At 63.2% G+C, this 24,683-nt stretch carries 19 protein-coding genes and 1 other RNA gene; 10 read left to right on the top strand and 10 right to left on the bottom strand.

What is annotated here, in order from left to right; all coding sequences use genetic code 11:
- Window positions 1–3: 3 nt before the first annotated feature.
- The 3 genes from J2X15_RS09820 to J2X15_RS09810 all read right to left on the bottom strand — a co-directional run bounded on the left by J2X15_RS09820 (window position 4) and on the right by J2X15_RS09810 (window position 2,673).
- The gene (locus tag J2X15_RS09820) at window positions 4–1,332 is read right to left on the bottom strand and encodes an efflux RND transporter periplasmic adaptor subunit (RefSeq protein ID WP_310342091.1); all 1,329 of its coding nucleotides are present in this window, start codon (window positions 1,330–1,332) and stop codon (window positions 4–6) included.
- 91 nt (window positions 1,333–1,423) lie between these two features.
- Complete coding sequence (gene rnhA / locus J2X15_RS09815; RefSeq protein ID WP_310342130.1) at window positions 1,424–1,876, bottom strand: ribonuclease HI; 453 nt, start codon at window positions 1,874–1,876, stop codon at window positions 1,424–1,426.
- A gap of 8 nt (window positions 1,877–1,884) precedes the next feature.
- Window positions 1,885–2,673, bottom strand: a complete 789-nt coding sequence (locus J2X15_RS09810; protein WP_310342088.1) for a class I SAM-dependent methyltransferase — start codon at window positions 2,671–2,673, stop codon at window positions 1,885–1,887.
- Between J2X15_RS09810 and gloB the strand changes: the two genes are divergently transcribed.
- Both gloB and J2X15_RS09800 read left to right on the top strand, forming a co-directional pair.
- The gene (gene gloB / locus J2X15_RS09805; protein ID WP_310342087.1) at window positions 2,672–3,442 is read left to right on the top strand and encodes a hydroxyacylglutathione hydrolase; all 771 of its coding nucleotides are present in this window, start codon (window positions 2,672–2,674) and stop codon (window positions 3,440–3,442) included. The two genes, J2X15_RS09810 and gloB, sit on opposite strands and share 2 nt — an antisense overlap.
- A complete protein-coding gene (locus J2X15_RS09800) occupies window positions 3,439–5,073 on the top strand; it encodes a transglycosylase SLT domain-containing protein (protein ID WP_310342085.1) in 1,635 nt (544 codons plus the stop codon). The genes gloB and J2X15_RS09800 overlap by 4 nt, the downstream gene beginning before the upstream one ends.
- Window positions 5,074–5,093: 20 nt before the next feature.
- Here the strand turns inward: J2X15_RS09800 and J2X15_RS09795 are convergent, their stop codons facing one another.
- The 4 genes from J2X15_RS09795 to dnaX are packed head-to-tail and all read right to left on the bottom strand — an operon-like array spanning window position 5,094 to window position 8,475.
- Entirely contained in the window at window positions 5,094–5,507 is a 414-nt protein-coding gene (locus J2X15_RS09795; protein WP_310342082.1) for an MAPEG family protein, read from the bottom strand.
- A gap of 42 nt (window positions 5,508–5,549) precedes the next feature.
- Window positions 5,550–6,140: a recombination mediator RecR gene (recR, locus tag J2X15_RS09790; RefSeq protein ID WP_310342079.1), complete on the bottom strand. Its 591-nt coding sequence runs from the start codon at window positions 6,138–6,140 to the stop codon at window positions 5,550–5,552.
- Window positions 6,141–6,152: 12 nt separating this feature from the next.
- Window positions 6,153–6,485 carry a YbaB/EbfC family nucleoid-associated protein gene (locus J2X15_RS09785; RefSeq protein ID WP_105259658.1) on the bottom strand — a complete coding sequence of 111 codons (333 nt, stop codon included), beginning with the start codon at window positions 6,483–6,485 and terminating at the stop codon, window positions 6,153–6,155.
- 43 nt (window positions 6,486–6,528) lie between these two features.
- Entirely contained in the window at window positions 6,529–8,475 is a 1,947-nt protein-coding gene (dnaX, locus tag J2X15_RS09780; protein WP_310342075.1) for a DNA polymerase III subunit gamma/tau, read from the bottom strand.
- A 77-nt stretch (window positions 8,476–8,552) separates the two neighbouring features.
- On the opposite strand from dnaX, the gene J2X15_RS09775 reads away from it, so the two are divergent.
- The 4 genes from J2X15_RS09775 (at window position 8,553) to J2X15_RS09760 (ending at window position 13,412) form a co-directional block, all read left to right on the top strand.
- Window positions 8,553–9,608: an extracellular solute-binding protein gene (locus J2X15_RS09775; protein ID WP_310342073.1), complete on the top strand. Its 1,056-nt coding sequence runs from the start codon at window positions 8,553–8,555 to the stop codon at window positions 9,606–9,608.
- Complete coding sequence (locus J2X15_RS09770) at window positions 9,605–11,335, top strand: diguanylate cyclase domain-containing protein (RefSeq protein ID WP_310342070.1); 1,731 nt, start codon at window positions 9,605–9,607, stop codon at window positions 11,333–11,335. Before J2X15_RS09775 ends, J2X15_RS09770 begins: the two co-directional genes overlap by 4 nt.
- Before the next feature lie 42 nt (window positions 11,336–11,377).
- Window positions 11,378–11,473: signal recognition particle sRNA small type (gene ffs, locus J2X15_RS09765), an RNA gene on the top strand.
- 31 nt (window positions 11,474–11,504) lie between these two features.
- On the top strand, window positions 11,505–13,412 hold the full coding sequence (locus J2X15_RS09760; RefSeq protein WP_310342067.1) for a sensor domain-containing diguanylate cyclase: 1,908 nt from the start codon (window positions 11,505–11,507) through the stop codon (window positions 13,410–13,412).
- Between the two features lie 21 nt (window positions 13,413–13,433).
- On the opposite strand, the gene J2X15_RS09755 is transcribed toward J2X15_RS09760, so the two are convergent.
- The 3 genes from J2X15_RS09755 to J2X15_RS09745 are packed head-to-tail and all read right to left on the bottom strand — an operon-like array spanning window position 13,434 to window position 20,548.
- On the bottom strand, window positions 13,434–14,726 hold the full coding sequence (locus J2X15_RS09755) for a TIGR03862 family flavoprotein (protein WP_310342063.1): 1,293 nt from the start codon (window positions 14,724–14,726) through the stop codon (window positions 13,434–13,436).
- A complete protein-coding gene (locus J2X15_RS09750) occupies window positions 14,727–18,020 on the bottom strand; it encodes a UvrD-helicase domain-containing protein (RefSeq protein WP_310342060.1) in 3,294 nt (1,097 codons plus the stop codon).
- Window positions 18,017–20,548, bottom strand: coding sequence for a PD-(D/E)XK nuclease family protein (locus J2X15_RS09745; protein ID WP_310342057.1), 2,532 nt, complete (start codon window positions 20,546–20,548; stop codon window positions 18,017–18,019). Before J2X15_RS09745 ends, J2X15_RS09750 begins: the two co-directional genes overlap by 4 nt.
- Before the next feature lie 158 nt (window positions 20,549–20,706).
- Between J2X15_RS09745 and trxA the strand changes: the two genes are divergently transcribed.
- The 4 genes from trxA to J2X15_RS09725 all read left to right on the top strand — a co-directional run bounded on the left by trxA (window position 20,707) and on the right by J2X15_RS09725 (window position 24,667).
- Window positions 20,707–21,039, top strand: coding sequence for a thioredoxin TrxA (gene trxA / locus J2X15_RS09740; RefSeq protein WP_310342054.1), 333 nt, complete (start codon window positions 20,707–20,709; stop codon window positions 21,037–21,039).
- A 209-nt stretch (window positions 21,040–21,248) separates the two neighbouring features.
- Window positions 21,249–22,511, top strand: coding sequence for a transcription termination factor Rho (rho, locus tag J2X15_RS09735; RefSeq protein WP_310342052.1), 1,263 nt, complete (start codon window positions 21,249–21,251; stop codon window positions 22,509–22,511).
- 97 nt (window positions 22,512–22,608) lie between these two features.
- Window positions 22,609–22,866, top strand: a complete 258-nt coding sequence (locus tag J2X15_RS09730) for a type B 50S ribosomal protein L31 (RefSeq protein WP_138516054.1) — start codon at window positions 22,609–22,611, stop codon at window positions 22,864–22,866.
- Between the two features lie 97 nt (window positions 22,867–22,963).
- Window positions 22,964–24,667, top strand: a complete 1,704-nt coding sequence (locus J2X15_RS09725; RefSeq protein ID WP_310342042.1) for a hypothetical protein — start codon at window positions 22,964–22,966, stop codon at window positions 24,665–24,667.
- The last annotated feature ends 16 nt before the right edge of the window (window positions 24,668–24,683 follow it).

Here is a 24,683-nt window from a genome sequence, read left to right as displayed (position 1 = left end):
AAATTAGCGGGGTGTGGATGCGGTGGCCACTGGCGCGGACGCGGCACCCGCAGGCGCCCCGGCTGGCCGACCCAACTCCACGATGCGCAGCGGGGTACCGTCTTTTTGCAGGCGCTGCTGACCGGCCACCACAATGGTCTGGCCCTCACTGACACCTTCCTGCACCTCCACCTTGCCCTGGCGGCGCACCCCCAGCTTGACCTCCTGGCGCAACGACACCCACTGGGTGTCGGCCGGCAAACCGGTGGCAGCCGGAACCTGTGAAGGCTCTACCACCCGAATCACAAACTGCTTGCCACCCTGGGGAACAATCGCCTCCTCGGGCAATACCAATGCCGAATCATTGACGCCAAACACCGCGGTCACGCGTGCAAACATGCCCGGGCGCAGCGGCCCAGTAGCTCCACCCTTGGCAGCGCCAGCCGGTTTCCCTGCATGTGCAGACTTTTGTTCGGGTTTGGTGGGGGCTTTGGCAGCCTCTTTGGTCGCAGGCACCGCGGCTTCGCCCGCCGTGTTGGGCAACATGGCCCGGATTCCAATGGAGCGGCCATTGGCGTCGAGCAGCGGATCAATCGCCTCAATGCGCGCCTTGAACAAGCGCCCGGGAAACGCGTCCAGCGCCATTTCCACGCCCTGCCCCAGCTTGATCTTGCGCTGGTAACGCTCTGGCAGGCGGAAGTCGACCAGCATGCTGCTGGTGTCTTCCAGGTTCACCAGGTCTGCGCCGTCTTTCACATAGTCGCCCAGGTTCACATTGCGCAGGCCCACGGTGCCATCAAACGGCGCCACGATCGCCATGCGCCCTAAGCGCGCCTGAGCCAGCGCCAGTTGGGCTTGGGCCACCTGCACATTGGCAGCGCTCTCATCGAGCACGCGCTGGGCCACGAAGTTCTGTGCCACCAACTCCTGGTTGCGCTTGAGGTTGGCCTGGGCAATGGACACCTGGGCCTGGGCCTGGCTCAACTCGGCACGCTGCAGCGTGTCATCCAGTTGCACCAACAGTTGCCCTTTGCGTACCTGCGCACCATCCTGAAATCCCAGGCTCACTACCCGGCCCGCCACTTCGGGGCGCAGCATCACGCTCTGGCGAGAGCGCAAACTGCCCACCGATTGGGCATCGTCTTGCAAGGACACCTGCTCCACTTTGGCCACTTCCACCCCCGCAGCACGGGGAGCAGCGCCTGCCGGCGATTTGGTGGCCGAGGCAGTGCTGGTCGAGTTACTCGTAATCTCTAGCGGACCTTGTGGCCGGGATTGGTACCACCACGCAGCAGCAGACAAGCCTGCGATGCCTAACACCGCGACCGAGGTATAGATAACTTTAGATGCCATGAGGTGGTAACCGAAAAGAATGGAAGACAGCGCTCGCGAATGTAACAGGACGTTATTTAATGCCCATGTCAGAGCGGAGAAAGCGTGCCGGCTAGCGCGCTTTCAGCGCAACTTCTACGCCCTGGTTGGCCAGTGCATCGGCGCGCTCGTTGCCGGGGTCACCAGCGTGGCCTTTCACCCAGCGCCAATCGATCTTGTGGCCACCGCCGGACACCAGGGCGTCCAATTGCTGCCACAGGTCCACATTCTTGACGGGCTGCTTGGCTGCCGTTTTCCAACCCTTGGCCTTCCAGCCCACCAGCCACTCGGTGATGCCCTTGAGCACGTACTGGCTATCTAAGTGCAGCACCACGGCGCAGGGGCGCTTGAGCGCGGTCAGCGCCTGGATCACTGCCATCATCTCCATGCGGTTATTGGTGGTGCCCAGTTCACCACCACACAGTTCTTTTTCAGTGCCATCCGGCGAGCGCAGCAACACGCCCCAGCCACCAGGGCCGGGGTTGCCCTTGCAGGCGCCATCGGTGTAAATCACCACGGAATTCAATGCTTGGTTCAATCGTTTTTCCTTGTTTCAATCGGATGCATTCTCTGCGCTGCGGGGGCCACTTGCTTCGCCAACGCCGGTGTCGCACGCCAGGCTGCCCCCAGCATGCGCACACCGCGCACGCGTTTGACGGCCACCACAAAATAGGCAGCGCCAAAAATCGTCCACCAGCGCGAGCCCACGCTGTCCATCCAGGCCGTACGCTGCAGCCACTTCTGGCTGTCCACCGCTGGGCGGTAGCAGCCAAAGCGCCCCACTTCTACCTCGAAACTCAGCAGGCGCAGCCAATCGCGCAAGCGCCAGTAGCCGATGTGGTCGCCACAGTCTGGAAGAAACAGCGTGCCAAAGCCCAGTTTTTGGTACAGACGCGCGCGCCGCTGGCGCAGGCCCCATAGGCTGGTGGGATTCATGCCGCACAGCACCACACGCCCGTCCGGTACCAGCACACGCTCCACCTCGCGCAAAGTTGCGTGAGGGTCAGCGCTGAATTCCAGGGTGTGGGGCAGTACCACCAGGTCCAGGCTGCACGCCGGGAACGGCAGGGCCGCAAAGTCGGTCAACAAATCAACAGTCTGCAAACCTTCACCCTGGGCAGCACCTGCGTGCTGTACGGCCATCCAGCGATGCGGCATGCGGTTGGCCTGCAAGCCGGCAAGCTCGGGCACGCCCAGCTGCAGGGCGTGGTAGCCAAAAATGTCCGCAACCGCGCTTTCCAACTGCTGGTGCTCCCATTCCAGCAGGTACTGACCCGCCGGTGTCTGGAACCAATCCTGCAAACCTATAATTTGTTCGCTCATGAAGTTAATACCACTGCCCGCTTTTACTGACAACTACATCTGGATGTTGCACGATGGACAAGGGGCGCTGGTGGTGGACCCGGGGGACGCTGCGCCCGTATTGCAGGCGCTGCAGCGTGAAGGCGTACAACTTCGTGGCATTCTAGTCACTCACCACCATGCCGACCACACGGGCGGTGTGGATGCTTTGCGAGAAGCCACGGGTGCCCAAGTGTTTGGCCCGGCCCGCGAGACCATCCCCGAACCCCTACAGCGCCTGACCCAAGGCGACCGCGTGGAATGCCTAGGTCTGCATTTCGAGGTGATGGATGTTCCGGGCCACACCGCGGGACATATTGCCTATTTTTGTCCCAACATGGATGGACTACCGTTGGTGTTTTGTGGCGACACGCTGTTCAGCGGCGGCTGTGGGCGTCTGTTTGAAGGTACCGCAGCACAGTTGGACCATTCCCTGCAAAGCCTGGCGGCGTTGCCGCCCGAAACGCGGGTATGCTGCACCCACGAATACACCCTGAGCAACCTGCGCTTTGCCATGGAAGTCGACGCCGGCAATGCTGATCTGCAGGACTACCAGGGCCATTGCCAAGCGCTGCGCGCCCAAGGCCTGCCGACCCTGCCGTCCTCCATCGCGCTGGAACAACGCATCAACCCTTTTTTACGCAGCACGCAACCCGCCCTCCAGGCCTCCGCCCGCCGCTTTGACAGCCGCAGCGTGGACCAGCATGGCGTGTTTGCCACCCTGCGACTATGGAAAAACGAATACCGATGAGCCTTTTCAAAATCGCTGGCCTGGCCGCCGTACTGCTGCTCGGCGCCTGTGCCACCACCGGCCCTGACACCACTGCAACGCCGTCGCCCCAGACCACCACCTCCACGCCAGCCCCTCGCTCTAGCGATGGCCTGACACTCCAATCGAGCCGCGAACTCAAACGCCCTGCGCCCGCCCCTGCCGCGGCGGCACGAGCCACTGAGCGCAGCGCCGACAACAACAGCCCGCTGAGTCCGATCGACACCCAGAGCCTGTCCTCGCGCACCGTGGTCGCGCTAGCACCGCCAGCCGACTTGTGGGAGCGCATCCGCCGTGGCTATGCCATGCCCGATCTGCAAAACGACCTGGTGCACGACCGCGAGCAGTGGTACGCCACGCGCCCGGACTACATTTTTCGCATGACCGAGCGTTCCAAGAAGTACCTGTTCCATATCGTGGAGGAGCTGGAAGTGCGTGGAATGCCGACCGAGTTGGCCCTGCTGCCCTTTATCGAGAGCGCTTTCAACCCTCAGGCTGTATCGGGTGCCAAGGCCGCCGGCATGTGGCAATTCATGCCGGCCACGGGCAAGTACTTCGAGCTCAAGCAAAACACCTTTCGCGACGACCGCCGTGACGTGCTGGCATCCACCCGCGCTGCGCTGGACTACCTGCAGAAGTTGTATGGCATGTTTGGTGACTGGCACTTGGCGCTGGCTGCCTACAACTGGGGCGAAGGCAGTGTTCAGCGCGCTGTTGGCAAAAACAAGCGCGCTGGCCTTGCCACCAGCTACGTGGACCTCAACATGCCCATGGAAACCCGGTTTTACGTGCCCAAGCTGCAGGCCGTGAAAAATATCGTCTCCAACCCCGCACAGTTCGGCTCCAAGCTGCCGCTGATTGAAAACCACCCGTATTTCCAAACCGTCACCATCCGTCGCGACATTGATGTGGCGCTGGCTGCCAAGCTGGCCGAGGTGCCCGTGGATGACTTCAAGGCACTGAACCCCTCGATCAACCGCCCCGTGATTCTGGCCGCGGGTACGCCCCAAATTCTGCTGCCCTGGGACAACGCCGAGGTGTTCCAGTCCAACCTGGAAGCCTTTGGCGGTGGCCGCCTGGCCAGTTGGACCGCCTGGGTGGCCCCGACCACCCAACGTCCGGCCGATGTGGCCAAGCGCGTGGGCATGTCGGAAAGCGAACTGCGCAGCATGAACAACATCCCGCCGCGGGTGTTGATCCGTGCTGGCTCAACCCTGCTGGTGCCACGCTCGGCCAACATGCAGGATGTGACCGTCAAGGTGGCGGACAACGGCCAGCTGTCCCTGGCACCCGAGGTCGTGCTCAAGCGCAGCACCGTGCGCGCCAGCAAGGGCGAAACCGTAGCCAGCATTGCCCGCAAATACAAGGTGAGTGCGGCCACAGTGGCCGAGTGGAACAAGGTCAGCGCCAGCGCCAGCTTCAAGGCGGGACAGCATGTGGTGGTCTACCTGCCCGCGGGCAAAGGCCACGCACGCACTGTCAGCGCCAAGGCCGGCGGCAAACACGCGGGCACCAAGGTAGCGGCCAAGTCTGGCCACGCTGCGGCAGCCAAGGGCAAGGTAACCGCTAAAAAGAGTGGCAAGTCCAGCGGAACCAAACTGGCCCGCCACTGACCCTGCCCGTGCAGCGGGGCTTAGCGGTAGCCCACCAGCAGAATGCCGATATTCACCGCAAAGCCCGCACACCACACCACTGAGCGGGCGGTGCCCATGCCGGACACATACATCATGATGTAGAGCATGCGCAGCACCACAAACAGGAAGGCCAGGATATCCAGGCGCGCCTGGTGTGCCCCCAATTGGTGGGCAATGATGACCGCACCGATAAAGAAGGGAAGCGCCTCAAAGCTATTGGCCTGGGCGGCGTTGGCACGTGCGCGCCAGTCAGTTTGGCGGGCCAGCCAGTCGCGCGGATTCACATTGTCAAAGCCACCCTCGCGGCGGGGCAGGCCGATGCGGCCGGACTTGGCCAACCCCGCACAGGCAATCGGCAGCACGGCGGCGATCAGCACACACCAGTAGGCAACGGTGAAGTGGGCGTATTGCATGAACAACTTACTTTCTCAAAAACAGACGGTGCACCGCGCAGTTCAACGCCGGTCCACCAAGGCATGGGCAATGGTGCCCAGATCCACATACTCCAGCTCACTGCCCACAGGCACCCCACGCGCCAGGCGCGTGGGCCGCAAGCCCCGAGTCTTCAGGCCCTCGGCGATCACGTAGGCCGTGGCCTCGCCTTCGGCGGTGAAGTTGGTGGCCAAAATGACCTCCTGCACCACGCCATCACAGGCGCGTTCAAACAGCTTTTTCAGCCCCAGGTCATTGGGGCCTACGCCGTCCAGCGGGCTCAGCTTACCCATAAGCACAAAGTACAAGCCCTTATAAGCACCGGTGCGCTCCATGGCCGACTGGTCAGCCGGGGTTTCCACCACACAGAGCTGGCTGCGGTCGCGCCGCACGTCTTCACAGGTGGCGCAGACCTGCGCCTCGGTGAAGGTGTGGCAGCGCTCGCAGTGGTGCACATGGGCAGAGGCTTCATGCAAAGCCTGTGCCAGCAATTGGGCGCCAGGCCGGTCGTGCTGCAGCAGGTGAAACGCCATGCGCTGCGCAGACTTCACCCCCACGCCCGGCAAGCGGCGCAGCGCCTGGATCAGGGCGTCAAGGGCGTTGGTGTCAGACAAGATGGGAGCGCGTCAGAACGGGAACTTCATGCCGCCAGGCAGACCGGGCATGCCCGCGGTGAGCTTGCCCATCTTCTCGGTCGAGGTCTCTTCGGCTTTGCGCACGGCGGCGTTGAAGGCCGCGGCCACCAGGTCTTCCAGCATGTCCTTGTCGTCTGCCAGCAGGCTGGGGTCGATGGTGATGCGCTTGACGTCGTGCTTGCAGGTCATGGTGACTTTCACCAGGCCGGCACCGGACTCACCGGTGACTTCGATGTTACCCAGCTCGTCCTGGGCCTTTTTCATGTTGTCCTGCATCGCCTGTGCCTGCTTCATGAGGCCAGCGAGTTGTCCTTTGTTGAACATGGATTTCCTTGAGAGTGAGGGAGAAAAAAAGCAAAGCGCCCCGTTACAGGGGCTTGATGGAGCCGGGCACGATTTTCGCGCCAAAGTCCCGCATCATGGTTTGCACGAAAGGGTTGCCCAGAATTATCTTCTCGGCGGTGAGCTGTTTTTCGGCCGACGCCGCGGCATTGCGCCGGCCAGGGCAATCGGTGACGCGACCAATTTCCACAGCCAGCGTAACCGGAAAGCCCGCCGCGTTCAGCGCCTGCGTCAGGCGGTCGCGCGTGCCGGGCTGGTTCAATGTTTCGCGCTCCAGGCGCAGCAGCCACTGGTCGGTGTCACGCGCCACCAGTTGGCTTTGCAGCGCCAGCTCCCGCACAAAGGCGTTGATGGACTCGGCCGCAATCAGCTGCTGCACCGTGGCATGCCAGAAATCGCCCTCTTCGGTAGGAATCAGCACCGCGGGCGCCTGAGACGCCACGGCATCGGCCCGGTTTTCCACCTGCGTGCGCACGGGAACCGCTACAACTTTAGTAGCTACTGGCGCAAGAACCACGGGGGCTAGCGGCCCATTTTCTTCTTCATAGAGGTCGTCTGGCTCTTGCGACTCAGCGGGACCACTCTCGCGCACCGACAGCACCTGGCCCGGTGGAATCACCTCGGTTTCGACGGGGGCAGCCTGTGCTACGGGTACCGCTTCGGCGGGCGTGGGGGCGTCTTCCCAGGGTTGCACCGGGGCCGGTAACGGTGGCTTGGCGGGGGCAGCGACTGCCACAGGTGCAGCGGGTACAACCGCTGGCGGTGCAGTGCGCAAGGGCGTTGGCGCAGCAGCCACGCGCGGTGCGGCGTCAACTAGAGTTTTTTTTTCAGCCAGTGGCATCGTGCCAGCGCGGGGTGCAGCGCCCTCCACCGCAGGTTTGAAGGCCAACAGGCGCAACAGCACCATGGTCAACGCGGCATATTCGTCGGGCGCCAGGCCCAGATCGGCCCGGCCATGCAGGCAGATGCTGTAAAGCAACTGGGTTTCATCTGCCGCCATCAGGTCGGCCAAGCGTGCCGTGTCGGCAGCTTCGGGGTCAGAGTCGTCCGCCGCCCCGCCGCCCACGGCTTGCAGCACCGCCATGCGCTGCAGCACGGTGGACATTTCCTCCAACGTGGACGCCGCGCTTAAGCCATTCAGGCGCAGAGCCTCGGAGGTTTCCACCACCGTCTTGCCATCACCCAGCGCCAGCGCCTCAATCAGGCGGAACACGTAGCTGCGGTCCACGCTGCCCAGCATCTGGCGCACCGTGGCTTCCTGCAACTGGCCAGAACCAAAGGCAATCGCCTGGTCGGTCAGGCTCAAGGCGTCGCGCATGGAGCCGCGTGCGGCGCGGGCCAGCAGTCGCAGCGCCTGCACTTCGGAGCTGACCTGCTCCACTTCCAGCACCTTGGTCAGGTGTTCACGGATGGTCTCAGGCGCCATAGGCCGCAGGTTGAACTGCAGGCAACGGCTCAGCACGGTCACCGGCACCTTTTGCGGGTCGGTGGTGGCCAGCACAAATTTCAAATACTCAGGGGGCTCTTCCAGCGTCTTCAACATGGCGTTGAAGGCCGTGTTAGTGAGCATGTGCACTTCGTCGATCATGAAGACCTTGAAGCGCCCCTGCACCGGCTTGTAGACCGCCTGCTCCAGCAGGGCCTGCACTTCGTCCACGCCACGGTTGCTGGCGGCGTCCAGTTCGGTGTAATCGACAAACCGGCCGCTATCAATATCAGAGCACGCCTGGCAGACCCCACAAGGGGTAGCGGTGATTCCACCACTACCATCGACACCCTGGCAGTTGAGCGATTTGGCCAGAATGCGCGACACCGTGGTCTTGCCCACGCCGCGGGTTCCCGTGAACAGGTAGGCATGGTGCAAGCGCTGGGTGGTCAGCGCGTTGGTCAGGGCTTGCACCACGTGGTCCTGCCCCACCATTTCGGTGAAGTTGCGCGGACGGTACTTGCGGGCGAGCACGAGATAAGACATGGCTGGATTCTAGTGTGCCGGCGTCACCGCTCTCAGGTAGACTGGGCAATAGGAAAGCCACTTTCTCCATCCACACCATGCTGTCCCGCCTGCGCCAACGCCTGCCACAGCTGCTCTGTGCGTGGCTGATGTGCGTCATGCCTCTGGTGGCCCACGCTGGCGATGTGTTGCGGGTACTGGCCTGGCCCGGCTACGCCGACCCCGACGTGGTCAAAGCCTTTGAGCAGCGCACTGGCGCCCGGGTAGAGATCACCTTCGTCGATTCGGACGAAGTGCTGTGGCAACGCATCACCCAAAACCAGGCCGAAGACTTCGACCTGTTTGCCGTCAACACGGCCGAGCTACAGCGCTATATCCCCAAAGGCTTGGTGGTGCCCATCAACACCCGCGCCATCCCCAACACCCACCTGCAGTTACCCCGCTTTCAGCAGCTCAAGAGCATTCCGGGCATCGTGCATGGCAACCAAGCCTATGCGGTGCCCTACACCTACTCCGAAATGGGGCTGATCTACGACCGCGCGCAATTTGCCACACCGCCCAACTCCATACAGGCACTGTGGGATCCGAAATACAAGGGCCGGGTGCTGGTCTACAACGGGGGCACGCACAATTTCTCTCTGGCAGCCCAAATGCTGGGCGACAAAACCCCCTTTCAGGTAGACGCCAAGGAATGGCCCGCCGCCGTGCAACAGTTGTTGGCACTGCGGCGCAATGCGTTGACCTTCTACACCCAGCCCGAAGAGTCGGTGGAGTGGTTCAAGCGCAGCAAGGCCGCCCTGCTGTTTGCCAACTATGGCTCGCAACAGGTCAAGCTACTGCAAGCGGCCGGCCTGAATGTGGGCTACACCATCCCCAAGGAAGGGGCGTTGGCTTGGTTGGACTGCTGGGCCATCACGCGCGGCGCCAAAAACATGGCGCTGGCTGAGGCCTGGATCGACTACATGCTGGAGCCCGAACCCGGTCAAGTGCTGCTGAGCCGCCAGGGCCTGGCCAACACCACGTCCGAGTCGCCCTACCTGCACCCTGGTGACCGGCTGATCTGGCTGGAACCCGTAGAAGACGTAGACCGCCGTAACTTGCTGTGGTCGCGCATTGTTTCGGGTGACCGGGCCAACAAGGTGCTGGCGCCGTGAAGTTCGGCATCACCTCGCGCCTGGCGCTGGTGCTGGCACTGGTGGGCATGCTGGTGTCCGGGTTCACCGGGTTTTACGCCTTCAGCGTGAGCCGCAGCCTGCTGGTGCAAAGTGCACAAAACGAACTGCTCACCTCCACGCAGGTGCTGGCACGGCGCCTAGCGCTGACCCGGCAGGAAATCTCGCGCAACCTGCTGGTACTGGCCACCCACCCGGCAGCGCTGGCCAGCTTGCAGGGCAAAGGCCCGGCATCCGAACAACAGCTGGTCACCCTGTTCGAATTGGTCATGGAGGCCAACCCGGCTTACTTTCAGGTGCGGCTGATCTCCGTGCAAGACGGCGGCCCGGAGCAGGTGCGGGTGGACCGCGACAGCGGCACGCTGCTGCGCGTCACCGGTGATGATTTGCAGGAAAAAGGCCACTTCCCCTACGTCTATGAAACCCTGAAGCTGCCTTTCGGCGAGACCTACTTGTCGCCCATCACCATCAACCATGAGCGTGGCGCCCACGCCGGGCTGGAGCGCCCCACGGTGCAACTGGCCACACCGGTGACCGACGCCCGGGGTACCGTGTTTGGCGTGTTGGTGATCAATGTGGACCTGAATGGCGTGTTTGCCATGCTGTCGGCAGATTTGCCGCCAGATTTCCAGCTGTTTCTGGCCAACCGCAACGGAGACTTTCTGATCCACCCTGATCCCACACACGCCTTTGGTTTCGACAAGGGCCGACGCTACCTGGTGCAGCAGGAGTTTCCTGAAACCGCAGACTTGGTCACCGGAAAAGCTACCAAAGCCTTCGCCCAATCCAACCAGGGCGCCTATGCCGACGCGCCTATTCTGCTCAGTTTTATGGGGCGCCCGCTGGATGTGGCCAGCGGTGAAGACCGCTTGATTTTGGGCCTGGCCCAACCCCTAGAGAGCGTGCTGCGACAGGCCGACCAGCTGGGTGCAGGCATCCTGCGCATCGTGGCACTGGTATGCCTGGGCTGCCTGGTGTTGGCCATATTTCTGGCACGCGCCATTACCCGGCCCATCAACATGATGAATATGGCCATCCAGCGCTTCTCCAACGACAACCATATGCTCAGCCTGCCGGTGGCGCGCCAGGACGAAATCGGCATGCTGGCGCGCAGCTTTCAGCACATGCAAAACCTGATCAAGCGCCAGGTGGAAGACCTGCAGGACAGCCGCGAAGAACTGGAACACCTGGCCCAGCACGACATGCTGACCGACCTGCCCAACCGGCGCATGTTCATGGAGCGGCTGGAGCAGGCCATCGCACGTGCGCTGCGCAATGATGAAGAATTTGCGTTGCTGTTCATTGACGTGGACAACTTCAAACAGATCAACGACACGCTGGGTCACGCCGCGGGCGATGCCGTACTCCGAACGGTAGCCCAGCGCCTGGCCGGCAGCACACGCAAAGTGGACACTGTCGCCCGTCTGGGAGGCGATGAGTTTGTGGTGCTGCTGGACAATTTTTCGCAGCGGGAACAGATTGCAGGCTTCACCGAGAAGCTGCTGGCGGTGCTCAAGACGCCGATGCCCTTTGGAGAAAACCCGATACATGTGGAGTTCAGCATCGGCATCAGCCAGTTCCCAGAGAACGGGGCCACCTCGGAAGACATCATCAACAACGCCGACCGCGCCATGTACAAAACCAAGGCCGGTGGACGCAATGGCTACCGCTTCACCTCGGATGCCAACACCCAGCCCAACCTGTTGTGAGAATTGAGAAAGCGCCGCCCCGCATTGGGTACAATGCGCCTTGACGGGCCTTCCCGCATGGTGAAGCGGCCAACCGGGTCAGGTGGGGAACCAAGCAGCCCTAACTGTGGAGCCAGTGCCGGGGTCAGGCTCGTCAACTCCCCTTTCTCACCCTTGAGGAATTCCAGGATTGAGTTTCAAGGCGCTCTCTCGTTGGATTTTCTCAGCGTTGCTGGCGCTTGGCGTTAGCGCGACCTGCGCACTCACGGCGCCTGCCGACCCTAGCTTCCCCACACTCCTGCTGTCCGAAACCACCGGAACCAGCCAGGACATTGGCACCCGCATGGGCTACTTGGTGGACGGCAGCCGCGCCGCCAAACTGGAGCAGGTCCGATTGCCCGGCCAGGCCTGGCAAACCATAGACCGAACCAGCCCCAACTTTGGCTTTACCGACAAGGCCTACTGGTTCCGGTTTGTCATCAACAACCCCACCGACAAACCCCAACAGCGCCTGCTGGAATTGCCACGGCCTTTTCTGGACGATGTGCGGCTGTTTCACCTGGTAGCCGGCGAGGTGCAGACCCGCTATGCGCTGGGGGACGAGCAACCCTTTGCCCAGCGCGTGGTGCAGCACCAAAACTTCGTGATGCCGCTCACGCTGGTGCCCGGCCCGCAAGAGATCTATCTGCGCCTGGCCTCCAGCGGCACCATTGAGGCGCCCCTGCGCCTGTGGGAGCCCGCCGCATTTTTCGAAGCCGCCGCGCGCGAACACCTGCTGGCCGGTGCCGTGCTGGGCATTCTGGTGGTGATGATTGTTTACAACCTGTTCGTGTTCTTGGCCACTCGCGATGTGAACTACCTCTACTACATCGCCTTTGTGTCCAGCTACCTGCTGTTCTGGGCCACGCTGTGGGGCTATGCCTTTGCCTACCTGTGGCCCAACGAGATCCGCTGGAACAGCGAGGCGGTGCCGGTGTTCATTGCCACAGCCTGCATCTCGGCCTGTTTGTTTGCCAGCAGTTTTCTCAAACTCAGGCGCTTCTCCAAAACCGCCTATTGGTCGGTCCAGACCCTGGCATGGGTCAATGGGGGCCTGCTGTTGACCAGCTTTTACATCCCCTACGAGCTCATCATCCGGGTGAACTCGGTCATGATCCTGACGGTGGCTGTGGTGGCGCTGGGCATTGGCTACTGGCGCTGGTGGAAAGGTGCGCGGTTTGCACGCTTTTACTGCCTGGCCTGGACATCGGTGCTGGTGGGGGTGTGCGTGCTAACGATTGGCAAGTTCGGCATTCTTCCAGCCAACTTCTGGACCGAGAACGCCTCACAAATCGGCGCACTGATGCTGGTCATACTGCTCTCGTTCACGCTGGCCGACCGCATCAACACCGACCGCAGCCTGCGCATCGACGCCCAGGCCATTGCCTTGGCGCATGCCCGCAAGGCGCGCGAATCACAGCGCGCGCTGATCGAATCCACCGCCCAGGCCAACCGCGAGTTGGAAAGCCGGGTACGCGACCGTACCGACGAACTCAACGAGGCACTGTCCAAGCTGCAGACCGTGAATGCAGAGTTGCAGCGCCTGTCCCACACCGATGGCCTCACTCAGGTGGGCAACCGCGCCTACTTTGACCTGGCACTGGCCTCCGAGCACAAGCGCGCCAGCCGACTCAAGCAGCCACTGGCATTGATGTTGTTTGACATCGACCACTTCAAGTCCGTCAACGACACATGGGGCCACCCGGCGGGCGATGCCTGCCTGCGCTACCTGGCCGAATACATGCGCCAGAAGGTGCAGCGCGCTGGCGACGTGCTGGCCCGTTACGGCGGGGAAGAGTTTGTGGTGCTATTGATCAACAGCACCCTGGGCGACGCGCTGGAGCTGGCCGAAGAGTTCCGCGAAGACATCGCCGGGTTGGCAATTCCGATCGAAGGGCAAAGCCTGCGCATCACCGCCAGCTTTGGCGTGGCCAGCGCCATCCCCGACGCCAGCACCACCCCGGCCACCCTGGTGGCCGACGCCGACAAGGCCCTCTACGAGGCCAAACACGGCGGACGCAACTGCGTGCGTGCCGCCGCACCCCGCCTACCCGTCTGACCCCGCCGCAGCGGGCGAGCCTCAGCCCCGCAAATAGGCCAGCACGCCCTGCCCGGCCTTGGCGCCGCTGGCGAAGCAAGCCTGTAGCAGATAACCCCCGGTGGGGGCCTCCCAGTCCAGCATCTCGCCCGCACAGAACACGCCAGGCAACTGCGACAGCATCAGCTCCGATGTCAGCACTTCAAACAACACCCCGCCAGCCGTGCTGATGGCTTCATCCAGCGGACGCGTGGCCTGGAGGGTGATGGGCAAGGCTTTGATGGCAGCGGCCAAGCGGGCTGGGTCGTTCACCGCCTCCTTGGGAAGCAACTCATGCAGGATGGCAGACTTGATGCCATCCAGGTGCAGGCGGCTTTTCAGGTGGCTGGACAGCGAACGGCTGCCACGTGGGTGGCTGACCTCGGTCAGCACCTTCTCCAGCGGCATGGCGGGCAGCAAATCCAGATGGAAGGTGGCACTCCTGGTGCGCAAAATCTCATCGCGCAGCAGGCCGGACACGGCGTACACGAGGCTGCCCTCCACCCCGGTAGCCGTGGCCACAAATTCGCCCTTGCGTTGAAACGTCACCCCTTCGGTGTTGGAAAACGCGATCGCCACCGACTTGAACGGCTGACCCGCAAACTTGGTGCGGAAAAACTCGCTCCAGCCTCCCTGCACTTCAAAGCCACAGTTGGCAGGCAGCAGTGGCGCCACAGTCACGCCCTGCTGCGCCAGCAAGGGCACCCAGGCCCCATCAGACCCCAGGCGAGCCCAACTGCCGCCGCCCAGCGCCAGCACCGTGGCTTTGGCCCGCACGGGCTGGCGCCCTTGCGGAGTGTCCAACAGCAATGTTTGCGCATCCCAGCCCACCCAGCGGTGGCGCATGTGGAATTGCACGCCCACCGCATCCGCCTGCGTCGGGTTGCGCAGGCGCTGCAGCCAGGCGCGCAGCAGCGGCGCAGCTTTCATGTCCTTGGGAAACACGCGGCCCGAGGTGCCGACAAAGGTCTCAATGCCCAGGCCGAGCGCCCAGGCGCGCAGGCCGTCGGCATCCAGCCCCTGCAGCAGCGGGGCTATGACTTCACGCCGAGCGCCATAGCGGCTGGCAAAGCGCTCGGGCTCGTCCGAATGGGTGAGATTGAGCCCGCCCTTGCCGGCCAGCAAAAACTTGCGGCCCACGCTGGGCATGGCGTCAAACAGGTGCACTGCCACACCGGCATCGGCCAGCACCTGCGCGGCCATCAGGCCCGCGGGGCCGCCGCCAATGACCGCGACCTCCACCTCCAACAAGGGCAATGGAGACAGGGTGACGGGCGAGGAATCAGAAACAGTCATTCAAGGAATATCCGGGGTAAGTTCTATCAGGCGCCCCTGGGGCGTCAAAAAGGCAGCGCGCACGGTCTGGCCGGGATAGGCCAGTTGCACGACGCTGCGGTAGGTCAAAAGTTGGGCACGCAGCTCGGCCTGTTCTTGCGGGCGGGCGGTGGACTTGTAGTCCAGCACCCACCAGCTATTGTCGTCGCGGCGCTGCACCAGGCGGTCCATGCGCAGCACGCGGCCCTGGTGGGTGATGGCCACCTCGTTCGCGTGCCACTGCAGCACCTCTGCGTCCCAGGCCCAAGCGCCCTCGCCTTGCAAAATGGCCTGCGCCATACGGGCCGCCGTCTGGGTCTGCGCAGCGTCCAGCGCAAAGGCCTGACCCGCGCGCAGCAGGTGTTGGTCATTCCAGGGCGCCCATTCCAGCAGCCGGTGCATGGCCTGACCGACGCGGGAATCCAGGCTGTCGGGCACCACCTCTGCTACCAAAACAGGAGCTGTTCGCGCACTATCGACGGGGGCTAGAGGCAGATTTGGCAATACTTTCAGAGCGACAACGCCAGTATCAACCCCTGCCAACGCCAACGGTGCAGCAGGTGCGGTGTCGCCCAGCGGCCATGGCGCCTCGCTGGCGTGGGCCTGCAGACGCTGCCACCAACTGCCCGGGCTCTCGCGGTGCGGCGCCATGCTGGAAAGCACCAGCGTGGTCTGGGTGCGGGTCAGCGCCACGTAGAGAGCGTTGAGCTCTTCGCGGCTGCGCGCCTGCTGCTCGGCCGCCAGCGTGTCGGCCACGCAGGCGGGTGGGCGTGATTCGCTGGCCAGGAATACAAAGCGGCGCGGGTACGCGTCTTCACCCGGCCAGTCCACCAGCACACCCATGGTCTCGGATTTGTTGGGCTCGCCATCGGTGTCCAGCATCAGCACCAGCGGTGCCTCCAGCCCCTTGGCACCGTGGATGGTCAGCAGACGCACGGCGCGTGAATCGGCCCGCACTGGCGCCGCAATGCCACCGGCGCGCAGTGCGCGCACCAAGCCATAGGCCGTGGTGTAGCGCCCACCGTCTACCTGCAGCACGGCGTTGAGCAGCGCCCGCACATTGGCCAGCACGCTGTCGCGCAGTGTGGCGGGCGCCGCCGCGGCAAAGCGCGCGAGCACATCGCCGTCGTCATAGATGGCACTCAGTGCATCGTGCGGGGGCAGCGTGTCCAGCCACTGCTTCCATCGGGCCAGCGTGGCACCCAAGGGTTGCAGGGCAGGCGGCAAAGCGGTGGCCGTCTGCAGGGTTTCCAGCCAGCTCACAGTGGGGGGGGTGTCGTCCACCGCGCGGGCTTGGGCCTGCAGGGCGCGCTGCTGCAGCACCAGAGCCACCAGATCGTCATCGCTGGCACTGAACAGCGGAGACTTGAGCGCGCGCGCCATGGAGAGGTCATGCTGGGGCGACACCAGCACGTCGAGCAGAGCCACCAGGTCTTGCACCTCGGGGGCATCGCCCAGTTCATTCTTCTCGGGCTGCTGGGCGGGGATGTGCAGTTGCGCCAGTTCCTGCTGCATGAGCGCCAAACGCTCACGTTTGCGCGCCAGCACCATCACGTGCTGGGGCAGCAGAGTGCTGCCGGGCTGTGCCAGTTGCTGCGCCAGCCAGCGGGCGGCTTGGCGACATTCCAGGGTCTTGCGTGTGTCCTCAACCTCGTGGCGCGGCACAGTCAGGCTGTCGCGCCACACGGCCTCGGGTGCGCTGGCGTCCTCCGCCTCGCCGATGTCGCGCTCTATGCGCGGCAGGTGCAGCACCGTGCCCAGTGCCTGCGACTCGGTGCTGTGGTCGCGGAAGCCGTCAAACGCGCCTTCGCTCTGCGCCTGCGCCATCACGGCGTTCACCACGCCAATGATGGCGGGCGCGTTGCGTCGCGTGTGGTCGCAGCTCAGCAGGTCACCGCCCAGCCCCTGCACCACAAAGGCCTTGGCTGCGCGGAACACCTGCGGCTCGGCGCGGCGGAAGCGGTAAATGCTTTGCTTGGGGTCGCCCACAATGAACACACTGGGCGCATTGCCCGCCCCAGCGTACGACGACAGCCAGCTGCTGAGCGCCTGCCACTGCAGCGGGTTGGTGTCCTGAAACTCGTCAATCAGCAAATGGCGCACGCGGGCATCCAGCCGTTCCTGCACCCAGCCGCTGAGTTCCACATCCGACATCAGCGTGAGCGCAGCGCGCTCCAGGTCGCCCATGTCAATCCAACCGCGCTCGCGTTTGAGGGCCGCGTAGTCCTCCAACAGGCCACGTGCCAGTCGCGCCATGCGCTGCTGGTGCAGCCAGGCTTCGTGCTGTGCCCGCGCATCCACCACCTGGGCCAGCAGCGCCTGCGCGGCTTGCACCGTGGCAATACCCGCCAGCTTGTCACTGAACTTGCGCGGCGTGCCCTTTTGCGTCATCAGCGCATCCACCATGCCAGCCATGTCACCGTCGGTCAGGGCGCGCTCCAGGGCGGAGGCCTGTTTGGTTGCGGTAACCAGCGTGCTGGCACCCAGCGCACGCGCGCTGTCCCAAAGCAACTGCTGCACCGCTGGCTGGGCCAAACGGTCTTGCGGGGCCAGTAGTCCGACAAAGTCCGGATACTGCGCTACGAAGTGGGCCACTGAGGCATCCACCACGCCCTGGGCATCGGCCAGTGCAAATTCGGTGCGTTTGTTGAGTGCGGCCTCCAGCGCTTTGTGCGTCTGGTGGCGGCCAAAGGTGGCTACGGCGACACGGTAGTCGGCGCTGGCTATGTCGTCCTGCACGATGCGGCTTTGAAAACGCCCCCACACCTGCGCCACGGCCTGGGCATCGTTTTCCAACAGCTCGTACTGCGTGGGCAAGCCCATCTGGTGCAGCACCGCCAGCGGCGCGCTACGCAGCAGCGCCGCAAACCAGCTGTGGAAGGTGCGTATCTGCACCGGCCGCCCGCTGCCCAGCAGCTGAGCGTGCAGGCCACGCAGGGTTTGCAGCTGTGCGGCCGTAGGCTCGCCACGCAGACCGCGCTGCTGCAAGGCCCCCCGCAGCGCAGCGTCATCCGCCGCAGCAAATTCGTGCAACCATTCCTGCAGGCGCTGGCGCATTTCGCCGGCTGCCTTCTTGGTAAAGGTGATGGCCAGAATGTCTTGCGGCGCAGCACCCTCCAGCAGCGCCCGCACCATGCGCGAGACCAGCATCCAGGTCTTGCCCGCACCGGCACAGGCCTCTACCGCCACGCTGCGGCGCGGATCACAGGCAATCTCGTAGAAGCGCTGGCGCTCGACCAGCGCGCCGTTGTGTTCAAACGCGGCGGCGGTGCTCATGCGGCGGCCCACCCGTCTTTGCGGCACAGGCCGCGCGCCTGGCAAAAGTCGCAGGCCACACCATCGCCCAAGGCGGGCAACGGTTCGCCCTCGGCAATGCGCTGCATGTCGTCCAGCATGCCGGCGATCAGCGCATCGCGCGCGTGCACCACGTCGGTCTGCTCGCACAGCACGGTGCCATCGCGCTCGCCCACATTCACATAGGCCGCACGCAACGTATCGTGCGGCAGCAGCGCCGCATAGAAGGCAATCTGCGTGTCCTCCATGGGGTCCTTCACGCGCAATCGCGTCTTCGCCGTGGGCTCGGTCTTGTAGTCCAGCACCATCACCGAACCGTCCTTCAGGGTGTCGGTGCGGTCAATCCGACCGACCAGCTTTAAACTGCCAATGCGCTGGGTGTGCGAGGTCTCACCACTGGCAAACATTCCGCCTTCTGCCTCGTACTTGTCCAACCATTGCAGATAGCCATCCCGCACCGCGGGCCAGGCCGCAGCAAACGGCAAGAACTCGCCCTGTGGCAAGGCCATGGCCGCGGTCTGCGCCTCGGCCATCTGGTCCAGCAGCGCGGAGCGCCTGGTCCGTTCGGCCATCGGCTGCGCAGCCAGCGCCTCATGGAAGCGTTGCAGCACTGCATGCAGCCAGAGGCCAAAGTCGCGTTTGTCGACACCGGCATCCAACTCATCGTCTGATTTCAGCCCCAGCTGGCGCAGGGCGAAAAACCGATAAGGGCATTGGCGCAAGTCTTCGTAGGCACTGGCAGAAAGTTGCGCCACGGGGACTTGGTCGCCATGCGGCTGGGGCGGCGCCACGGGAGCCATCGGCATTGCGCGCAAGGCACGCGGCTCCTTGGCCCAAAGAAGATCCGGTTGTTGAAGTTGCAGCAGTTGCACCAAGGCGCTGGGCATCAAGGCCTCGCCCGCGTCGTCACTGGTGCGCCACAGCACATCGCACTGCGGCGACTGCAACGCAAACTGCCAGGCTGCGCGCAGTTGCACCTCCAGATCAGCGCGCGCGGGCAAGCCCAGTGCCGCGCGTTGCACGGGCGTCCAGCCGCCGGGAGGTTCAGGGGACGGGTTCAGGCGCACCTCGTCGCATCCCGCCAGCACCACGGCCGCAAAGGGTCGGCCCAGCATCTGGCTCATGGGCAAGATCACCACCTGCTCTTCATCGGGGTAATCAGGCTGAAAACTGGTGCTCTCCAGCGCATGGTTCACCCAGGCGGTGAATTCAGTCAAATCCCATTTGCTCTGGGCCCACAGGGCTTGCGCCAGCAACCCGGTCCAGCGGGCCGGGTCTTCAGGTGCCAGACGCAACGCCGCCAGCACCTCGGCACCAGCACCGTCCTGCTGTAGTTGCGGCCACAAGCCGCCGGCTTGCAGCGCCTGTTCCAGCGCTGCCAGCCAAGCCTGCAACGACTTGCGCCCCGTCAAGCCACCTCGCCAAGCCTGCACGGTGGCATGGGCTTCCACCAGGCTGGGATCACGCACCAGGCTTGGCATCGTCGCAGCATCGCGCCAGTCCCGTATCTGGTCGCGCCGCAACGCGCGCTCCAGCCGGTGTACCCAAGGCTGGGCCGCCGGCGATTGCTTGAGCCAGGCCAGCACGGCATCCGCCGAGGCATTCCACACTGCCGCGCGCAGCCCCGCCATCACAGAGGCGGCCGCCAGGCTGGTTGATAGCTTCCAGCCGTTTTCATCGCGCATGCGCACACCGGCGCCCTCCAGCATGGCGCGTACCCGGCGCGTCAGCGCCCGGTCGGACGACACCAGCGCCAATGGAAACCGGTCTTCTGCAATATGGCGCAGAGCGCAGGCCGCCGCGCGCTGGGCTTCGTCTTCTGCGTCCAGACAGGCATGCAACGCCACGGCAACAACGGGCTCCACAATGCCAGTGGCCAGTGGCAGTGCGACCAGCTTGTGTTGCCACAGCGGCTGTAAGCCCGCGGCCAACGGGTCTGCAGCCAGCCCCTGCACCAGAATCAAACAGTCCAACGACGCCACTGCATCGGCATCAAACAGCGCATCGCTGGCATAGGCCGAGGCAGCAGCCCATTCCACAGCGACCCGCGCCACCTGCGCCTCCCAGGCCAGGGCCTCACTTTCCATGCCCAGCACCGCCTGAAACCTGGCCGACTGCGCCCAGGCGGCACGCCCCTGCGGCCCCACGGCAGCGGCCAAGGGTGCCAATTGGCAGGCGGCCTGTACCAGCAAAGGTGCCAGGTCTTCCCTCCCCGCCATGCCGCTACGGGCCAGCAAGGCCTGGGCAGTCAAGGTGTCCATGGCCGCATCAAAGGTAATGTCCAAAGGACTGGGCGTAAACCCACCGTTGGCCGCCACCCAGTTCAAGGTGGTTTCAAACCGGGGCGCAAACCCCAAGGGAAAGGTGCTGGGCCACAGGCGCTGGGCCAGCGGCAACAATTGGGCATAGGGCAGCAGCACCAGCGTGCGGGCGGGGTGGGCGCCCAGACGCTGTATTTCGGCGGCAATGCGCGCCAACAGCCCGGTTTCGGGGGCCACCCACAAGGCCATAGCGGGATGTTCTACGCCATATGCAAAGGCCCTGAGCGCCTTTGGAAAATCGTTTTTGGCTATGCTGGCCATAGGCGCAAAGGCATCGGTGGTGGGCTTGGTTTCTGTCACAATGCCGCAACTTTAGCTGTTATAGCAATCTCCCAAAGGAAACCATCATGGCCAGCGAACTCATCAAACACGTTACCGATGCCACATTTGAAGCCGATGTACTGGGTGCGGCACAGCCCATCCTCGTGGACTACTGGGCAGAGTGGTGCGGCCCTTGCAAGATGATCGCCCCCATCCTGGACGAAGTTTCGACCACCTATGAAGGCAAGCTGCAAGTGGCCAAGATGAATGTGGACGAAAACCGCGACATCCCTGCCAAGTTCGGCATCCGCGGCATCCCCACCCTGATGCTGTTCAAGGGTGGCCAATTGGCCGCTACCAAGGTTGGCGCCCTGAGCAAGGCCCAACTGACTGCGTTTATCGACCAGCAACTGGCCTAAAACGCCAAATCTGCAACCCGCAACCGTGACACTGCAGCACGGTTGCGTTTTCCTGTCATAATAAATCCCGTTCACCCGCCCATTCCAAGGCAGGCGCCGATTCCCGGCACAGAACGCAGAGGCGCTTACCCAGTTTTGCCTCTCCCCCATTCCCCCAGATTTTTGTAATTCGCCGAACATCGGTCAACGCCCTTACCGGGACTCACTCCATGCACTTAAACGAACTCAAGGCACTGCACGTGTCTGAAGTCCTCAAGCAAGCCGAAGAACTTGAGATTGAAAACACGGGCCGCATGCGCAAGCAGGAGCTGATGTTCGCCATCATCAAGAAGCGGGCCCGTACCGGAGAGCAGATCATTGCGGACGGCGTGCTGGAAATCCTGCCCGACGGCTTTGGCTTTCTGCGCAGCCCGGACACCAGCTACACGGCTAGCACGGACGACATCTACATCAGCCCGAGCCAAGTGCGCCGCTTCAACCTGCACACCGGCGACATGATTGAAGGCGAAGTGCGTACTCCCAAGGATGGCGAGCGCTACTTTGCACTGAACAAGCTGGACAAGGTCAACGGTGGCCCGCCCGAAGGCAACAAGCACAAGGTCATGTTTGAAAACTTGACGCCGCTGTTCCCCAAAGAGCAGATGAAGCTGGAACAGGACATCAAGGGCGAAGAGAACATCACCGGTCGCGTGATCGACATCATTGCCCCTATTGGCAAAGGCCAGCGCGCCCTGATCGTGGCCCAGCCCAAGAGTGGCAAGACGGTGATGATGCAGCACATTGCGCACGCCATTTCCGCCAACTACCCCGACAGCTATTTGATGGTCTTGCTCATTGACGAGCGCCCAGAAGAAGTGACCGAAATGCAGCGCACCGTCAAGGGCGAGGTGATTGCCTCTACCTTCGACGAACCCGCGGCCCGCCACGTGCACGTCGCCGAAATGGTGATCGAACGCGCCAAGCGCCTGGTCGAGCTGAAAAAAGACGTGGTCATCCTGCTCGACTCGATCACCCGTCTGGCCCGCGCTTATAACAACGTGGTTCCCTCCTCCGGCAAGGTCTTGACCGGTGGTGTGGACTCCAATGCCTTGCAGCGCCCCAAACGCTTCCTGGGCGCCGCCCGCAATGTGGAGGAAGGCGGCTCGCTGACCATCATCGCCACAGCCCTGGTCGACACCGGCAGCCGCATGGATGAAGTGATCTTTGAAGAATTCAAGGGCACGGGCAACTCCGAAATTCACCTGGACCGCCGCCTGTACGAGAAGCGCGTCTTCCCGTCCATCCAGCTCAACCGCAGTGGCACGCGCCGCGAAGAATTGCTATTGCAGCCCGAAATTCTGCAAAAAACTCGCATCCTGCGCCAGTTCCTCTACAACATGGACGAAATCGAGTCCATGGAGATGGTGCTCAAGCAAATGCGTGCCACGAAGAACAACAGCGAGTTCTTCGACATGATGCGTCGGGGCGGATAAGCTATAATCTTGGGTTTAGCGACAAGTACACGGGTTTTGAATTGGGCAGAGGTTTGCCCGAGGGCCTGATGCGGCTAGCGCAACTGATGGAGAAGATATGAAAGAAGGCATTCACCCCAATTACCGCGAAGTGTGCTTCCAGGACATGTCCAACGGCTTCAAGTTCGTGACACGTTCCTGCGCCAACACCAAGGAAATGATCGACATGGAAGATGGCCGCAAACTGCCTCTGTTCAAGCTCGACACGACCAGCGAATCGCACCCTTTCTACACTGGTACACAAAAATCCGTGGACAACATGGGTGGCCGCGTGGAGAAGTTCCGCAACCGCTTTGGCAAGACCGCAGCCAAGTAATCTCTGGTTTCAGGCCTTGGCCTGTTGACCCACAAGAGGCAGCCCGGAGAACCGAGCTGCCTTTTTTTTGCCTGACTTTGAATTCCTCCCTCCGCCTGTGAACCACCCCAATCCCGCCATCGTGGCCCAAGCGGCCGTGCGCCGCCTCCCGCGCTGGGCCCTGGTGCTTTTGTGCCTGGCCTATGTGTGTGCCGGATTTCTGGGCCGCGAAGCATGGCGCAGCGAAGACATGGCCGCTTTGGGCTACATGGGCGCTTTGGCCCAGGGCGTGACAAGCTGGATGCAGCCTGAACTGCTGGGACTAACGCCCGACAACGGCGCCCTGCTGCCCTACTGGCTGGGGGCTTGGGCCATCCAGTTGGCACCATCGTCCGGGGTGCCACTGGACTTTGCGGCGCGTGTGCCGTTTGGCTTGTTGATGGCTCTGGCCCTGCTGTCCACCTGGTACGGAACCTATTACCTAGGCCGCAGCCCCTTGGCGCAACCGGTAGCCTTTGCTTTTGGCGGCGAGGCACTGCCGACCGACTATGCGCGTGCCATGGCCGATGCCGGAGTGCTGGCCTTTGTGGCCAGCTTGGGGCTCGCCCAGCTGGCACATGAAACGACGCCAGCACTCGCCCAACTGGCGTTTAGTGCCCTGCTGTTTTATGCCGTAAGCGCCTTGCCTTACCGCAAGGTGGGGCCAGCCGTGGCGATGCTCGTCGGCTTGGCGGGCCTGGCCCTCTCGGGCGCACCGGCGCTGGCCGTGTTGTTTGGATTGGGTGGTGCGGTGGTGCACTGGCGCGAACAACCTGAAGAAGCCTCGACCTCAGGCAAACTGCCACAACGCACGTGGGAAAGCCTGGCCATGTTGCTGGCTACCTTGGCGGTTGCCCTCTTGGCCAAGGAGCTGAACTTGTGGCGTTGGAAAATTGTGTGGCCCAGTTGGAGCTGGGCGGACTGGAACGGTTATGCCCAACTGCTGATCTGGTTTACTTGGCCTAGTTGGCCGCTAGCGCTATGGACGGTATGGCGATGGCGCCACCAGTTGTTTACCCTGCGCATGGCACGTCACGTGGCATTGCCGACTTGGTTTGCCCTAGTCACCATTCTGGCCACACTGCTATCCAGCGCGTCAGACCGTACGCTGTTGCTAGCGCTGCCCGCCATGGCATCGTTGGCCGCCTTCGCGTTGCCTACCCTCAAGCGGCAGGTGGCAGCCCTGATTGACTGGTTCACCCTGCTGTTTTTCTCGGGCTGCGGTTTCACCATCTGGGTGGTGTGGATTGCCATGCAAACCGGTGTGCCGCACCAACCAGCCGCCAACGTCGCGCGTCTGGCCCCGGGTTTTGAACCCAGCTTCTCCGCTGTGGCGTTGGGCTTCGCTCTGGCGGCTACGCTGGCCTGGGCATGGCTGGTGCGCTGGCGCGTGGGACGCCACCGTGCGGCTATTTGGAAGAGTTTGGTGCTGCCCGCAGGCGGTGCAGCTCTGTGTTGGCTGCTGTTGATGACCCTGTGGATGCCGCTGCTGAACTATGCGCAAAGCTACACGCCTTTGGTGCGAACTACTGCGCAGTTAGTGGGCAAGAGCTGTGTGGAGGTAGCCAATGTCAACCCCGCACACGTCGCCGCCCTACAGTGGTACGGTCATGTGGACTTGCAGAACCGCAACCCCACCACACCCTGCCCCTGGCTGGTGAGCGAACCAGGGCTTGACATGGAAGTCAGCGAGCAGATCGACACCACGGTGTGGGCCCCTCACACGCTCGTGCGCCATCCTGTGGACAAGGGCGAAGCGATCTGGCTGCTGCACCGCCGCTAGATGCTCCGCAGCTGCC

It is taken from the genome of Rhodoferax saidenbachensis (genome assembly GCF_031457975.1).
Taxonomy (GTDB): Bacteria; Pseudomonadota; Gammaproteobacteria; order Burkholderiales; family Burkholderiaceae_C; genus Allorhodoferax; species Allorhodoferax saidenbachensis_A.
The sequence above is the reverse complement of the archived record's forward strand: the minus strand, read 5'-3'. Positions and strand labels throughout refer to the sequence as shown.